General features: G+C 70.0%; 7 protein-coding genes and 1 pseudogene. 5 read left to right on the plus strand and 3 right to left on the minus strand.

Going from position 1 to position 16412, the window contains the following annotated elements:
• The first annotated feature begins 4 nt into the window (after positions 1-4).
• Positions 5-1372, plus strand: a complete 1368-nt coding sequence (locus O7604_RS24400) for an IS1380 family transposase (protein WP_269706888.1) — start codon at positions 5-7, stop codon at positions 1370-1372.
• Between the two features lie 171 nt (positions 1373-1543).
• On the opposite strand, the gene O7604_RS24405 is transcribed toward O7604_RS24400, so the two are convergent.
• A complete protein-coding gene (locus O7604_RS24405; protein WP_281577905.1) occupies positions 1544-7498 on the minus strand; it encodes a DUF4011 domain-containing protein in 5955 nt (1984 codons plus the stop codon).
• 79 nt (positions 7499-7577) lie between these two features.
• Positions 7578-8393, minus strand: a complete 816-nt coding sequence (locus O7604_RS24410) for a class I SAM-dependent methyltransferase (protein WP_281577906.1) — start codon at positions 8391-8393, stop codon at positions 7578-7580.
• A 202-nt stretch (positions 8394-8595) separates the two neighbouring features.
• Between O7604_RS24410 and O7604_RS24415 the strand changes: the two are divergent.
• The 4 genes and pseudogenes from O7604_RS24415 (at position 8596) to O7604_RS24430 (ending at position 14763) form a co-directional block, all read left to right on the plus strand.
• Positions 8596-9431: pseudogene (locus tag O7604_RS24415) on the plus strand (CPBP family intramembrane glutamic endopeptidase).
• A 14-nt stretch (positions 9432-9445) separates the two neighbouring features.
• Entirely contained in the window at positions 9446-10585 is a 1140-nt protein-coding gene (locus O7604_RS24420) for a histidine kinase (protein WP_281577907.1), read from the plus strand.
• Positions 10582-11241: a response regulator transcription factor gene (locus O7604_RS24425; RefSeq protein ID WP_281577908.1), complete on the plus strand. Its 660-nt coding sequence runs from the start codon at positions 10582-10584 to the stop codon at positions 11239-11241. Before O7604_RS24420 ends, O7604_RS24425 begins: the two co-directional genes overlap by 4 nt.
• 177 nt (positions 11242-11418) lie before the next feature.
• Positions 11419-14763, plus strand: a complete 3345-nt coding sequence (locus tag O7604_RS24430) for a helicase-related protein (RefSeq protein WP_281577909.1) — start codon at positions 11419-11421, stop codon at positions 14761-14763.
• Here O7604_RS24430 and O7604_RS24435 read toward each other — a convergent pair.
• Complete coding sequence (locus O7604_RS24435) at positions 14753-16405, minus strand: Hsp70 family protein (RefSeq protein ID WP_281577910.1); 1653 nt, start codon at positions 16403-16405, stop codon at positions 14753-14755. The genes O7604_RS24430 and O7604_RS24435 overlap by 11 nt on opposite strands.
• Positions 16406-16412 lie beyond the last annotated feature (7 nt).

Genomic DNA, 16412 nt, shown 5'->3' on the forward strand with positions numbered 1-16412 from the left:
CGTGGTGTCAGCATCGCACAGCTTGGATCGGCTCGTTGTCAGCGCGGATGACGGTAATGCCGTGTCGGATGCGGGTCTGCTGGTGGCGGCGTCGTTGGGGCAGCGGCTGGGTCTGCCGGGGCTGTTGCGGGAGCATGTGACGGTGCCGGGCAGTCTGGGCGCACATCCGGACGACAAGTGCCTGACGGTGATCCACTCGCTGCTGGCCGGTGGGGACTGCATCGATGATGTGGCCGCGTTGCGGGCGGGGTCGACCCAGGCGGTTCTAGGTCACCGGGTGGCGGCGCCCTCGACGGTCGGGTCGTTTCTGCGGGCGTTCGGGTTCAATCACGCCCGGCAACTCGATGTGGTCGCCCGTCGGTTGCTGGCCCGGGCGGTGACCGTGGGGGCGTCACCTGGCCTGACCGAGTCGGTGACGGTGGACATCGACTCCACGCTGTGTGAGACGTTCGGGTTGGGCAAGGCCGGCGCGCGGGAGGTGATGCGCACTGGCCGGCGGGGCTATCACCCTCTGCTCGCGGTGATCGCCGGCACCGGCGACGTCGCGCACGCCCGGCTGCGAAGGGGCCGGTCCAACGACGCCACCGCCGCGCCGGTGTTCATCAAGGAGACCATCGGCCGTATGCGGGCCGCCGGCGCAGCCGGGGAACTGGTTCTGCGGATGGACTCCGGGTTCTACCTGCACGACGTGGTCGCCGCCTGCCGGGCCGCCGGGGTGCGGTTCTCCATCGGCGCCCGCATGATCGGCAACCTGAAGCACGTCATCCCCGCCATCGACGAGGACGCGTGGACCCCGATCGACTACTTCCTACCCGGCGCCGCCGTCACCGAGATCGCCTGGACCCCGTTCACCCAGGACACCCGCGGCCACGACCGACCCGACCCGGCCCCGGTCCGGCTGATCGTGCGCCGCACCCCCTGCACCGACGCGTTGGCCCGCAACACCGGCCGCGCCACCCAGCAGGCACTGTTCCCCGTCTACGACTACCACCCGTTCATCACCGACCGCGACGGACCGATGCTCGACCTGGAAGCCGACCACCGCCGCCACGCCGAAGTCGAACTGGCCATCCGCGACCTCAAACACGGCATGGGCCTGGCCCACCTGCCCACCAAAAGCTTCGGCGGCAACGCCGCCTGGCTGGTCCTGAACACCATCGCCCACAACCTGACCCGCTGGACCGCCCGCCTCGGCCTCGGCCTGCCCCGCGTCACGGCGAAGACCATCCGCCGCAAGATCTACACCGTCGGCGCACGCCTCACCCGCACCGCCCGCCGCCTCCACCTGCACCTACCCCGCGCCTGGCCCTGGGCCGACACGCTCCTCAACGCCCTGCACCGCATCCGCAGCCTGCCCCCACCCGCCGGCTGACCACACCAACACCGACCACCACGACCAGGACCACGGAGCAAGCCGGGCAGACCGGCAGACCTACCCTGCCCAGCACTCCCACCCATCAGCAACAGTCAATCCCACGCACCGACACGCCCATCTCACCAACCACCGGTGGATTCAGGCTGAGCGGCGTCAGCCGGACGCCGCTCAGCCCAGGGTGAGGCGTCCCTCCTCGTCGTGGCGGATCCGCCGGCCGGTGACCGCGACGTGCAGGCCGTAGCGCAGCAGCCGGTCGATCTTCTCGGTGCGCCGCCGGTAGCCGAGGCGTTCCAGTCCGGCTCGCAGCAGCCGTTCCTCGTCCATGCTCGTCACCTCGCGCAGGACGTGGACGAGCGCGTTCGCGATCTCCTCCGGCGGCACCTCCTCGAACGCCCGGTCGGTGCTGGACTGGGTGACGCGGTACGCCTGCCATGATCGCGGATCCGTCCCCTCCGGCCAGGCGTATCGGCCCAGGGTCGGGTGGTCGTAGAGGCGGCGGGCGTCGACGAGTGCGAGCACGGCGAGCCGCCGGTCCTCGCGGGTGCGCAGAAATCCGAACCGGGCCAGGGTCAGCCGGGCCAGGCGGTGCTGCTCGATCGGCCCTTCGGCCTCGATGATCTCCCATAGGGCGTCCCGGACCAGCCGGCGTACCCGCTGGTCGGTACCGAGCTGGTCGAGGTCGCCCTGGTCGCCGAGCGGCGTCGGGACGTACGGGATGAAGGGCCGGACCTCGACGACGTCGGCAGCCGGGGCGGTGCCGGTCGGCGACGGCGCGGCGGCCAGGCCGGTGACCGGTACGGGCGCCGCAGTCTCCGGTGTGGGGAAGACGGTCTCCGGTGTGGCGTGGACGGTGTCCGGCACGACGGGCGGGTCCGGCGGCTCGGGTGCGCGGGGCGCCGGGACCTCGGGCGCGTCGCGCGGCGGCTCGGACCGCGGGGCGTCCGCCCGCTCGACGGCCTCGTCCACGCGGTCCAGCAGCGCGGCCCGGTCGTGGATCCACGCCGGCAGCCAGAACCGGACCACCTCCGGCCAGCCCATGATGGTGCGCAGCAGCGCCGGTGCGCCGTCGCGGTCGGCGACCGTCGGGCGGGCACTCCAGTCGGGGCCGTCGAGCATGACCGCGACCTGCCACCGGGGCGCGCCCGGCCGGCGTACGGCGATGTCCACTGTGAAGTCGGACAGTCCGTGGCCCGTGCGTACCTCGTGGCCGCGCTCACGCAGTGCGGCGGCCACCTCGTCCCGGACGCGGTTGCGCCGCTCGGCGTGATCGGCGGTCAGGTCACCGAGCCGATCCACGCCGGCGGCGGCCATCTCGCAGTACGCGCGCAGATGCTGGGTCCCGACCGCCGAGGTGCGGGTCAGGTCGATGTCGGACGGATCGAACGAGGAGAAGAGCACGACCTGCCGGCGGGCGCGGGTGATCGCCACGTTCAGCCGGCGCTCGCCGCCGGTCTGGCTCAGCGGCCCGAAGTTCAGCGGGAGCTGACCGTTGTCCGGGTTGGTGGAGAACGCCAGCGAGAACAGCACCACGTCCCGCTCGTCGCCCTGCACGTTCTCCAGGTTCTTCACGAAGATCGGTTCGGCGGCGTCGGCGGACAGCCGGTCCCGCACCAGCGGGTCGCCGCTGTCCTCCAGCAGGTTCAGGATCAGGTCGCGCTGCTGGATGTTGAAGGTGACCACGCCGATGGACTGGCCGGCGGTGGCCGGGGCGTGCAGGCGGCGGAGGATGTCGGCGAGAACCGCGTGGGCCTCGACCTCGTTGGTGCGGGTGCCGCCGCGGTCGTACCGGCCGTCGACCCGCTGCCAGGTGATGCCGGCGTGGCCGGCGCTGCCGGGCGACGGGAGGCTGGAGAGCTTGTTGTCGTAGTAGTAGCGGTTGGAGAAGGCGATCAGCGACTCGTCGTGGCTGCGGTAGTGCCAGGACAGCCACCGCTGCGGCAGCCCCGACTCGACCGCCTCGCTGAGGATGCTCTCCAGGTCCTCCAGCACCGGTTCCGGACTGTCGTCGACCTCGTCGGCGGCGTGGCTGGCCTGCATAAAGCTGCTCGGCGGCATCTGCCGGCTGTCGCCGACGACCACCACGGCCCGCCCCCGTCCCATCGCGCCGACCGCCTCGGCGACCCGGATCTGCGACGCCTCGTCGAAGATGACCAGGTCGAACCGCTCACCGCCGGGGGCCAGGAAGTTGGCCGCCGACGCGGGGCTGACCAGCACGCACGGGGTCAGGGCCAGCACCGCGTCCGGATAGCGTTCGAACAGCTCCCGGAAGGACCGGCCGCCGCGCTTACGGCGCAGCTCGGCGGCGAAGTCGGCGAACCGTCCCCGCCGGTCGGACGGGCTGAACGGCCGGCGGCCCACCAGCACCGAGGGCAGACGCTCCGGCAGGGCAGCGCGCAACTCCCCGGCGGCGGACTCGAACTGGGCGATCTCGTCGTCGTGCAGGTCCGGATCGAAGTACTGCAGGCCACCGGCCCGAAGCCGCTCGGCCAGGCTCGTCGCGGCGAGCCCTCGCCGGTACGCCTCCTCGGCGACCCGCCCGCCCACGTCGGCGCGCAGCAGCAGGTCACGGTATTCGGTGAGGCCGGCGGCGGCCAGCACGTCGGCGTGCCCGAGCACGGTGGCCCAGCGGCGCAGGGGGAACAGCTCCTCGGCCCGCAGCTCGTGCAGCCAGGTGCCGCCGTCGCGCTGCCAGGCGTCGCACCAGTGCCCGCCGGCCGCCCAGAGCGCCAACTCCGGCTCCGCCGAGCGCAGCACCCCGCGCCAGGCCCGCCAGCGGGAGGCGACCCGGTCCAGCAGCGTCGCGTCGGCGTCGGTGACGCCCCGCTGGAACAGCTCCCACGCCTGCGGGTGCCGGGCCAGCAGCGCCCGGCCGACGCGGGTCGCCTCCACCGCCTCGGCCAGCCGCCGTAGCGCATTCAGGTGGGTGGGCTGCCAGCCGGGCAGGTGCAGCCCGCCGAGCGCGGCAGCCTGCCGGTGCAGCGCCGCCGACTGCGCCTGGGCGGCGACGAGACGTCCCGTGCTCACCTCGACCTGCTCGACGTCGAGGCGCGCGCCCGCGACCACGTACACGGCTAGCCGGTCGGCCACCGCCTGCCGGCGCTTGCGTTTGCCGAACAGCTTCTTGGCCGCCTCCTGCGCCTCGGTGTGCCAGGCGGCCAGCTCCGGGCGGGCGTACACGTCGGGCCGGAACGTGGCCAGCTCACCGGCGAAGTTCTGGTGGAAGGCGGCCAGCTCCGCCTGGAGCCGGGCCACGGCCTCGTCCCACCGCCGGTCGCCGGCCCGCGCGGTGGTCTCCCGGTCGGGCAGCAGTCCGCGTACGGCCAACCAGGCCCCCGCCTGCACCTCGCCGACCGCCTCGGGGGTCGGGAAGGTGCGCAACAACGCGGCCAGGTGCGGCCGGGCGGCCACGTCGGCGCGGACGGCCTCCAGGTCGGCGGCGATCGCGGCCAGGGCATCGGCGTGCAGCCCGTCGAGGGTGCGGCAGCCGCTGAGCGCCCACGGGTGCTGCGGCCGGAGCCGGGCCGAGCGGGCGGCGGAGGGGAACTCCCGCAGCGTCCGCTCCACCCCGGCCCGCACCTCGTCGGAGGTGTGCGGGTAGGCCGCCGGGATCGGGGCGACCGGCCCGTCCCCGTACGCGAGGACCTGCTCGTAGGCCGACCAGAGCGACATCCCGGCGGGGTTGGGGGTGTGCACCTGCGCCGGGTAGTCGGCCAGCGGCCCGAGCCGGGTCCGATAGGCGGTCTCGACGGCGGTCCAGGTGCCGTCGCCACCGGTGTCGTACTGCTCCAGGGCGTCACGCAGCTGCTGGCGGATCGCGTTGAGCGACTGCTTGCGCCCGTGCAGGTCCAGCGCGAACGGACCGAGCCCGACCTGCTTGAGCCGGCGCTTGACCACCTCCAGCGCGGCCTGCTTCTCGGCGACGAACAACACGGACCGGCCGGCGGCGACAGCCCGGGCGATCATGTTGGTGATGGTCTGCGACTTGCCGGTGCCGGGCGGCCCTTCGAGCACGAACGACTGGCCGCGCTCGGCCATTACGATGGCCTGCATCTGCGAGCCGTCGGCCGGAATGGGCAGGTGCAGCTCCGCCTCGTCGACCATCACCTCGACCTCGGGCTCCGGCCGCGCCGGGTCGTCGAAGGTTGCGCCCGAGGACTCGACCAGGTGCCGCACCACCCGGTTCTCCAGGAACCGGGGCCAGTGCTCGCCGAGGTCGCGCCACATCTGGAAGGTCGAGAACTGGAGCAGCCGCAGGCTGGCGGTCTCGTCGATGCGGTAGTTCAACCGGTTGTCGACCAGCCCGGCGTTGATCGCCGCGAGCGTCTTCGCCACGTCGATGCCGCGCTCGTCGCGGGCCGGCGTCTCCAGCTCCGGGATGCGCACGCCGTGCTTCACCCGCAACCACTCGACCAGGCAGTGGTTGGGACTGGCGACCTCCGCGCCGTCGATGACCATCGCGTACGGCCGGCGGCCGGTGCCGCCCTCGATGCGCACCGGGAGCAGGAACAGCGGCGCGTACGCCTCTCCCCCGGTCGCCCGGGGATGCACCAGCGTGCCGATGGTCAGGTATAGGTAGTTGCTGCCGGTCTCCTGTTCCATCGTGCGCGCCTCGCGCTGCAGCGCCCGCATGACGGTCTTGTAGCGCGTCTCGGTGACCGCGCCGTAGACCCGCCGGTCGGTGCGCAGCTCCCGGGTCAGGATGTCGGCGTCGAGGTCCTGGGCCCGCCGGGCACCGGCCAGTTCGTGCACGCCGCTGATGTCGTCCTGCGGGATGACCTGCACCTGGCGGCCGTCGTGGATAAGGTCGTCGAGCAGGGCCAGCGCCCCGGCCGGCACGTGCAGGTCCAGCCCCCGGCCGCGTTTCGGCAGGTTCAGCAGCGGGTTGCGCAGGCTCAGGTCAAGCAGCGACTTGCGCCACTGCTGGATGCGGGCCGGTGAACCGTCGGAGGACTGCCGCAGTTCGCCACCTTCGTCGGCGAGCCGGCGCAGCGTCGCCGCCGCGACACCGTCCGGCAGGTCCAGCGACACCGCGGCGTTCGTACCGGCGGCCGGGGCGGCGCCGGACGGCGCGGTCAGCTCGTCGGCCGACGGGAGCGGCCGGATCCCGGAACGGTGCGCCAAGTGCACGTCGACCACGCCGCGCAGCCGGTGGGTCTCGCCGCGGAAGTGCCCGAGCGCGACGCGCGCCGCCTCGGTGAACGTCGCCGACTGCTCGCCCGGCCCGATGCGGGTCAGCTCCACCGGCACCGCCCGGCCGGAGTCGACGAGCGACACCAGCAGGTTCGCCTCGGCCACCGCGGCGGCGCCGAGCCGCTCCTCGGCCAGCAGGAAACCACCGAACGCGTGCCCCTCGCTGACGAAGATCAGCGGGTGCAGCCCGGCCGCCTCGAGGCACGCCGCGTACGTGACCGACAGGTCGAGGCAGTTGCCGAGCCGCCCGTCCAGCACCGCCGCCGTCGTGCGTACCTTCTGGCCGGTGTGCTCGAACGACGCGGGCAACGTCTGGTAATGGATCTCGAGTTGGCGCAGCGCCTCGTAGACCGCAGCGGCGATCACCGCGGCCCGCTCGGATCCGTCCTGGTAGCCCTGCAACGACCCGGAGCCGGTCCGCGTCACCAGGATGTCCGCCGCCGAGCGCAGCACCGCCTCAACGGCGCGGGTGTTCGGCTGCACGAACGCGGCCAGGCTGTCGTAGAGGGCGGGGCTGTTGAACCATTCGTTGTGCGCCAGCACCAGCGACGGAGCGACCAGGGTCAGCGGGGTGTCACCGGCCTGCACGGTGAGCCGGTAGTCGACGGGGAACGCCTCGTCGGTGCGGTGCAGCAGCGCGCGGTCCGGGGTGACGTCGCGGAAATCGTCCCAGCCGGTACTCTGCCCCGGCCGCAGCGAACCGGTGAGCGTGCGGGTCCACGGCGGCGTCAGGGCGGCACCGTCGGGGCCGACCAGCTCCAGCGTCACCGTCACGTCGGCCAGCGGCTGGGCGCCCCGGTTGGCCAGGGTCAGGTGCCGGACCAGCGGCACCCGGTTGTGCACCAGGGCGGCATTGATCGCCGGCTGCACGAGCAACGCGACGGCGAGCCGGTCGTCGTCGGCGGTGAACTGCGCGAAGACGCTGTCGGACATGGGTGTCACTCCAGGTGGCGCGGCCGGGAAGCGCCAGCCTAACGGTCGGCCGGTCGGCCGCGGCTCTCCGGCCGACCGTTCAACGTGCTGCGCCGGGTTGGCTAGCCTCGTCGCGCACGCCGCACTGCAGCCAGACGCGCACACTCTCGGTCACCTCTGCCCTCCCGCCGAGCGCATCACGAAGCTCGGCGGCGAAGCGCTCGCGTTGCTGTTCAGTCGGTAGATGTTCGGCCGACATGGCGGAGAAGACGCCGCCGACCATGTCGTCGACAGCGAGCGGCGCCTCGTACCGCACCGACGTCTCCTCGTACCGATAACCGGCCCGCACGAGCGCCTCCCGGTTGCGCCGACGCCCGTCCTCGTCGGTCTGGCATCTTCCGGTCACCGGGTGACCGAGCATCCGTTCCAGGCATCCGCGCAGCGCACGCGACCATTCGGTGTCCTGCGTCCACAGGGGTTCGCCGTTGGTGACGACGGCGACCCCACCTCCCGGGCGCAACAACGGCCGGGTCGCCTCGAACAGGGTGTCCCGGTCCATGAAGTGGATAGCGACGGCAACGGTCAGCGCACCGACACTCCCCTCGCCGAGCAGCCGGGACAACGCGGGCACGTCACTGTCGCTGCCGAGTACCCACGTGGCGTTGGCCATGCCCTGGTCGAGGGCGGTACGCCGGGCGATGGCCAGCATGTCCGGCTCCGGATCCACGCTGATAACCCTGTCCACCCGGTCGGCGAGCGGAAGGCTCAACTGACCGGTACCGCAACCGAGGTCGACCACCGTGTCGTCGCCGCCGAGACGGAAGGCTGCCGCCAGCGCGTCGACCACCTCGGGCGGATAACCGCGCCGATGCCGTGCGTAGTACGTCGCCACCTCACCGCCGAAGCCCGTTGCCATGCCGGCAGCCTGCCCGCCGAAGCCTTCTCGAAGCCAGCGGTTCTGCTCAGGGCACGCTCCAAAACGCCCCGACCGCCGCGCCTGTCCCCCGTGCGAGCTACCCGCAAGTGTCCACCGCACGGTGACGATTCCCGGCCTGCGAATCCATAGCGTTTCCGGTGAACCGCGGCGCTCCGGCCGCGGACCTCTCGAAGGAAACGTCATGCGTGTGGGGAAGCAGTTCCTGGCCGTCGTCGCGGTCAGTGTCGTCGGCAGCCGCGCGGTCGTCGCGGCACAGGACAACGCCGTGCTCAGCCTGATCCTCGGCGTCGCGACCGCCGCGGCCGCGATCATCGTGTACGGGTGGGTGGTGCGCCGAACCGAACGACGCGAGGTCACCGAGCTGGCCCGCGACGGCGCCGCCACCCGGCTCAACCGCGGGATGCTGATCGGGTTCGCCATGTTCGCGGCGGTCATCGCTACCATCGCCCTGATGAGCGGCTACCACGTGCACGGCATCGGGTCGGTGTCCGGCGCGGTGGCCATCTTCGGGTTCATGGCCGCCGCGGCGGTGACCGAGGAGCTGATGTTCCGTGGTCTGCTGTTCCGCCTGGTCGAGGAGCGGCTCGGTACCTGGCTCTCGTTGCTGCTGACCGGCGTGCTGTTCGGCCTGATGCACCTGCTGAACCAGGACGCCAGCCTGTGGGGCGCGACAGCCATCGCGATCCAGGCGGGCTTCATGCTCGCGGCCTGCTACGCCGCGACCCGCAACCTGTGGGTTCCGATCGGGCTGCACTTCGGCTGGAACTTCGCGCCGGCGGCATCTTCGGCGTCGTCGTTTCCGGCAACGGCGAGTCGGAAGGGCTGCTGGATGCCAGCACGTCGGGTTCGATGCTGCTCAGCGGCGGCGACTTCGGTCCGGAAGGCAGCCTCTACACGGTGGCCGCCGGGGCGGCGCTGACTGTGGTCTTCCTCTGGCTGGCCCACCGCCGCGGCCACATCGTGCGGCGGTGCCGCCGCGCGGCCGAGGCCCCGGCGGAGAGCGTTACGGTCTCCTGATCATCACCCGACGGATGTTCCCGGACTCGTGGCGGCGCTGGCCCGTCACGGTCCGGGATCTCCCGCTCGCGCTGGTGATCGCGCTCGCATCAGTGACCCCACCGCTGCGCGGCATCGGTACGCAGCTCGGCGACCTGCCCGCCCGGCCGTTCGACGCGCTGACCGTGGTGGTGATCGCGCTGGAGTGCCTTCCGCTGGCGCTGCGCCGCAGCCGACCGGCGCTGTCCCTCGCCCTGGTGTCCCTCGGCTTCGCGATCGACCAGGTACGCGCGTATCACACCTTCGCGGGCACGGCGCTCGCCGTGGCGCTGGTGAGCGCGGGCGCCCACCTGGCCCGAGGCCGCCGCACCACGGTGCTCGCCGGCTCCCTCGCGTACGTCGCTCTGGCGGTCGCCCTGGACCGGCAGGGGTCGACCGAAGGGGTGGTCGGCTTTACCACGTTCTATCTGCTGCTGGCGCTCGCCTGGGGCACCGGGTCATGGCTGCGGCAGAGCCGCGCCGCCGAGGCCGAGCGCCGCCGGCACGTCGCCGAGACCGCCCGCGCCGCCGAACGCTCGCGCATCGCCGGGGAGCTGCACGACGTGGTGACCCACCACGTGACGGCGATGGTGGTGCAGGCCGAGGCGGCCCGCTACCTGACCGCCGCGCCCGACCGCCTCGACACCACCCTGACCGCCATCACCGACACCGGCCGCCGCGCCATCGGCGACCTGCGGTTGCTGCTCGACGTGCTGAACCCCGACCACGGTACGGAGCCACGCGCACCATCGGTCGGCGAGCTGCACGCCCTGGTGGAGCAGACCCGGCAGGCCGGGCAACCGGTGGAGTTCACGCAGCAGGGCACCCCGGCGGAGGTGACCGGCGGCGCGGAGATGGCCGCGTACCGGGTGGTGCAGGAGGCGCTGACGAACGCCCTGAAGCACGCACACGGGCGCCCCACCGCTGTCCGCGTACACCATGGAGACCGGGAGATCACGGTGGAGATCAGCACGGACGGCCCCGGCACGGACGCCGCCGGTCCGGGCGGAAGCGGACGCGGCCTGGCCGGCCTGCGCGAGCGCGTCTCGGTGCTCGGCGGCGAGTTCGACGCGGGGCGCCGGGCCGGCGATGGCTTCGTCGTCCGCGCGCGCATCCCCACCGGGAGCGCGTCGTGACCACGCCGATCCGGGTGCTGGTCTGCGACGACCAGGCGCTGATCCGTACCGGATTCACCACCATCATCGACGCGCAGCCGTACATGGCAGCGGTGGGCGAGTGCGGCGACGGCCGCGCCGCTGTCGACCTCGCCGGCCGCCTGCGGCCCGACGTGGTGGTAATGGACGTACGCATGCCGGTGCTCGACGGCATCAAGGCCACCCGCCTGCTGGCCGGCGCGGGCGTCGCCCACCCGGTCAAGGTGCTGGTGGTGACGACGTTCAACCTCGACGAGTACGTCTACGAGGCGCTGCGCGCCGGCGCGAGCGGATTCCTGCTCAAGGACGCCCCACCGGCGCAGCTGCTGCACGGCATCCGCACTGTCGCCTCCGGCGCCGCACTGCTGGCGCCGGAGGTGACGCGGCAGCTCGTCGGCCGGTACGCCGCGCGGATCCGCCCGGCCGAGGGCACGCCGGCGGACGTGGGGCTGACGCCGCGTGAGCTGGAGGTGCTGCGGCTGATCGCCGACGGGCTGTCGAACAGCGAGATCGCGGCACGGTTGGTGATCAGCCAGGAGACGGTGAAGACGTACGTGTCGCGGATCCTGACGACGCTGGACCTGCGGGACCGGGTGCAGGCGGTGGTGTACGCGTACCGCACCGGCCTGGTCTCCTGAACAGCGCGTCAGACCCCATTCGTCACGCGTGCTCTCCACCAAGTCGAGGCAACTCATCCGGCCGGATTGCCGCTGGCGTACCTGCAGCCGGTCCGGTCGGAACGAATAGGGCCTATACGGAAAGGGCGTCAAGGGCCAAGATCGGACGGGTCGACGTGGACAGCACAGGGAGCAGGCATGCCGGACGACCTTCGCTACGAGCCACCGGAACAGCGCTATGAATGGCTGACCGCGATCAGCCCGGCCTCATGTCTGGTGGTCGGGAATGTGGCGGACGACGCCCGGGACGACATTCTCGGCTTGGCGCCGGAGACGCGTGCCGTCGGCTCCGGCCAGTTTGATCACCTCGTCCACCGCGGCACCTACGCCTTCCAACGCGCCGGCATCTGGCACGCGGTAGTGGTGGGCAGCGGCAAAGGGCCAACCACCCCCGCGAGTGGAAGGCGTCGCTACCTGGAGGACGACGACCATCTTCTCGCAGCGACCTTTCTGTACACGGCGCTCTGGCCGAGCGCGGGCGCATTTGCCGGGCGCTCATTGTTCCAGGTAGGCGACATAGTGCGGGCCAAGGGTGCAGCGGGCGTCTTAGGGCGGGTCAAGGCAATTACCCCGGTTGCCGGCAGCTACCAGTACCAGATCGACATACAGGGCGACATCAAACGGTTCAGCGAAGAAGCCCTCGTCTTGGAGGAGGGCGATCCACGCGATCCCAGCTTCTGGCTGGCACAGACGCCAGCCGGTGCAGAGGGACTGTCGCTGACGCTGACCTGGACGAAGCTACGGCACCCTCTGACCGACACCCTGTATTCGTTCGCGTCGAGCAAGACCATGTTCCGGGCGTACCAGTTCAAGCCGGTCCTCAAAGTGGTTTCCACGTCTTCCGGTCGGCTGCTGATCGCCGACGAAGTCGGTCTGGGCAAGACCATCGAGGCCGGTTTGGTCTGGAATGAGTTGGAGCAACGGTCACGGCTCGACCGCGTCCTCGTCGTCGCACCCGCCGTGCTCACGTTGAAGTGGAAGTCCGAGTTGCGTCGGCGGTTCGACAGGTCGCTCGACATCGTGCAGCCGCGGGATCTGAGCGACTTCGCCGAGCGGCTGGCCGGCGGCGAGGATCCGCCGTTACGCGGCATCATCTCCCTGGAGTCGCTGCGGGCGGCAAGCGATCTACTGGAAAGACTCACGGAGCTGCATCCGCGCTTCGACCTGGTGATCGTCGATGAAGCACACTACCTCCGCAACAGCGGAAGCAAGTCGCACGCCCTGGGCCGGCTCCTGGCCGACTGGTCGGACTATCTGATCTTCTTGTCTGCCACGCCTCTGAACCTCGGCAGCAACGACCTCTTCAACCTGATAAATCTCCTCGACGAAGTCAACTTCGCTGATCCCGCTACCTTCGAGCGCCAGCTCGAACCAAACCAGGTCCTCAACGCGGTCGCGCGCTCCCTGTTGGATGATGGCCGGCGGGAACCTCGGAAGCTGCTGAGCCAGCTCAACACCCTGGATGCGATGGAGTTCGGCTCATCCGTGACCGATCGACCCGACTATGGGTTCCTGCGGCAACTGCTCGATGTCGACCGGCCGCTCGGTCACGCAGAGATCGCCCGTGTACGTCGGCTACTTGCCGATCTGAACATGTTGGGGCGTGTTCTCACCCGTACCCGCAAGGCGGATATCCCTGACCGGAAGGCGATCCGCGTTCCGCAGGCCATTGATGTCAGATGGACCGATCCGGAGCGGAGGTACTACGAATCCGTCTACGCCTGGTACATGGCCCGGGCTCTGGAAATGAACACACCGCCCGGCTTCGCTATGCAGATGCCATTGCGCCAAGCGGCAAGCTGCATCCCCGCCTCCCAGGAGTTGATGCGGGAGCGGAATCCGAACTTGTTCAGCGAGGAGATCGACGACGCCGACGAGGATGTCGCAGCGGACGTCGCCGACCTTCTCCAGCTTCCAACCCTGGCGATTCCGGTGCGGGTCGACACCAAGTACGACGAGCTCCGGGCAAGGCTGCTGGAAGTTCGTGAAGCGGGCCTGCAGCAGGTCATGATCTTCTCCTTCTTCCGGCGGACACTCGCGTATCTCGCGCGGCGCCTGAGCGAGCACTTCACCGTTCGCGTCATGCACGGCGGCGTTGCGATGGCCGACCGGGAGCGGATCATGGATGAGTTTCGACGGGGAGAGTTCGAGATCCTGCTGCTGAGCGAGGTGGGTTCCGAGGGTCTCGACTTCGAGTTCTGCAACGGGCTGGTCAACTACGACCTGCCGTGGAACCCGATGCGCGTTGAACAGCGCATCGGGCGACTCGACCGCTTCGGCCAAGAGCACGAGAAGATCTTCATCCTCAACATGAACGTTCCCGGCACGATCGAGACGGACATCTTTCAGCGGCTCTACGACCGGATCGGTGTCTTCGAACGATCCATCGGCGAGCTCGAGCCCATCCTTCGCGATGAGCTGGGCGGCATCACCAAACGGCTCCTGGATCCGCGGTTGAGCGCGGAGGAGCGGCAACGGGAGGCGGAGCGTGTCGGTGTCGCGCTGCGCCTACGTGCGCAGGACACCGACGATCTGCGCGCCGCGCAGGCGCACCTGGCCGGTCTGGACGGCTTGCTGGTCGAGGGCCTGACCGAGGATGGCCCAGACAACGGCCGATTCATTGGCGCGGCAGAAATCCAGCGCATGCTGGATGAGCTTTTCAAGCGCACGGGCGGCCGCCGCACCAAGCTGGACAAGAACGGGGTCTTCAAGATCATCGGTACAGCTCGGCTCGCCGAACGGTTGCGGTCCAGCAGGGTCAGTGAGGATGGCGGTAAGCACACGCCTCACGGACTGGCAGCACTGCTGCAGAATGGAACGCCTCTGCCCTGCACATTACGGCCCGACGTCGCCAGCAAGTCCGACGCGGAACTCCTGTCGGCACGGCATCCGCTGGTGAAACTGGCCCAGGAGATCCTCAGCGGAGAGACCCTGGCACTCCCCCGCTTCGGCGCGGTCCGGGTACCGGACATCCCGAAGGGCCGCCGGTACCTCGTTACGCTGGACTTGGCCGAGACAACCGGACTCCACAAGCAGGTGGAGTTGTGGGCCACCGCGATCGATGTCGAAACCGGCGAGCTACGTGACGAGGTCGGCAACCTGCTGCTGACCGCGCTTGCTGAGGGCCGTCTGGAGGATGCGACGGCCGCACCGCCGACCAACCTCCAAAGGCTCTGGGAGCAGGCGCAACGGCATCTGGCGCTGCGGCACCGAGAGGTGGAACGCGTCCGACGGCAGGAGAATACAGCCCTTGTGCAGGGCCGCATCCGAGCGCAACAGGGATCAGTGGACCTCGCGATCAGCAAGACCGAGGAAATGGTGGCGGGCCTGCGCCGCGATGGCCGCGGCGCGAGCATCATCCGGCTGCATGAGGGCCGGCTACGCAAGCTCAGGACACGCAAGGACGAGATCCGTCACGAGTTGGCAGCTCACCGGGAACTCGCTGTTTCACTCTCGGCGGTGGCCGTCGTGCTCATCGAGTAGGCGGTGCCCACTCCTTTTCCATGTACCAAGGCGTGGGTGGAGTCGGGGAGTTCCGCTGTGCGCTCCGCAGGACAAGCTGAGCGTGGTCGCGGCCACGCATCACGGGCCACCGGTCGACTTTCATGTCGAGTCGCTTACCCGAACCGTCCCGGAGCAGGATCCGGCCATCACAGTAGAGCTTGAAGCTCATACTGCGTCCGAAGGTCAGGCCGATGCCGTCCATGACCTGATCGTCGAACTTCAGCCCGAGTGACTCGCCGGTCGTTGCACGCACGCGTAGCCGGCCTCTGCCGTGCTTCGGTCCAGGGAAAGCATGGTCGTGCCGCTCGTAGCCGAGGTTGGCCTGGCCAGACAGCACCTGCCAAGCCTCATAGAAAGGGGTGTGAGCGGCGTACAGGGTTTCCTGGCAGGTCTGGCCGTTCTCGTCCCACTCCACGATGAAGTCGAATCCAGGGCGGTGCAAATTGAGCCGGTCATACCCAGCAGTGTCGGCCAGACCGGCGACGATCGCCTCATCGGCTTGGACGCCCGCGTCGTCGAAGACCTGCGCGTGGGGGAAAAGTGCGCCGACTCGGCGCCCCACGTATGGAATCCGGCTCATACCTCCCGCGAGCAGTACGTAGTCGACGTCGCGGATCAGTTCTGCCGGGCCCAATGCGCGCAACTGTTCGGGAGAGCCACTTTCACGTTCAGTCAGCCGTGCGGCGCGCAAGGCTGCCCACACGAGGCGTTCGGCCTCATCCATCTGTGGACGAAAGGCCTCTTCGAGCTGCTCTCGCGTGTAGGTCAGGACGGGAACAGCGCCAAGCTGACGGGACGGCAGAACGACACGGTGCTCCGCCAGCCGGGACAAGTTCACCTTTGCTTCGCGAGCTGCTCGCATCACCAAAGCGTCGAGCAGCTCGGGATGCCGACTCCCCGACAGATCATACCCCTTGGCAGTGAGATCTTCGTACAGATCTCGCGCGATGGCATGGTCCAGCATGTCACCGGCGTACTCCGCGCCGAGTGCGGTCAGTACGGAGATCTCGGGATGAGGACCGCCCACGACGTCAAGGACAGCAATGTCCAAAGTGCCGCCACCCATGTCGAACACGAGTAGTCGGCCCTCCGGCTGCTCGCTGTAGGCGAGGTACCGATGGCTGACCCAGGCGATGCCGGCGGCGATCGGCTCGTCGACCAAGGCCGAGCCGTCTGTCGGCAACCCAGCCTTCTCCGCCAGTTCCAGCAGCCGATTCCGTTGCGCCCCGTCCCACATGGCGGGGCAGCCCAGCCGGAATTCGCGATCCTGGTTCAGTGGCTCGCCGGCACGGGTCGCACGGGCACCGATCTCCGCCAGCAGGGCGATCATGACCTCGTCTGCCGAGATCTCCAGGGTTCCGGCCGGCCCGAAAACGGCCACCCTGTCCTCGTTTCGAGTGATGGCCCGTTTGATGGATCGGATCACCTGGTCGCTGGGCAGTGCATCGGCTTCCTCACCCACGACAAGCTTGTCGCCGCGGTAGCCGGCGACGGAGGGGAACCATCTTGTGCTGTGGCCCAACGGTGCGACTTGAACAGGCCGACGACCGGCTCGCGTCGCCACCAACGAAGTCGACGTGCCGAAGTCCACCCCGACTGCGTGGCCGTGGGCTCCTCCCATGCGTACT

This window comes from Micromonospora sp. WMMA1947 (genome assembly GCF_027497355.1).
Taxonomy (GTDB): Bacteria; Actinomycetota; Actinomycetes; order Mycobacteriales; family Micromonosporaceae; genus Micromonospora.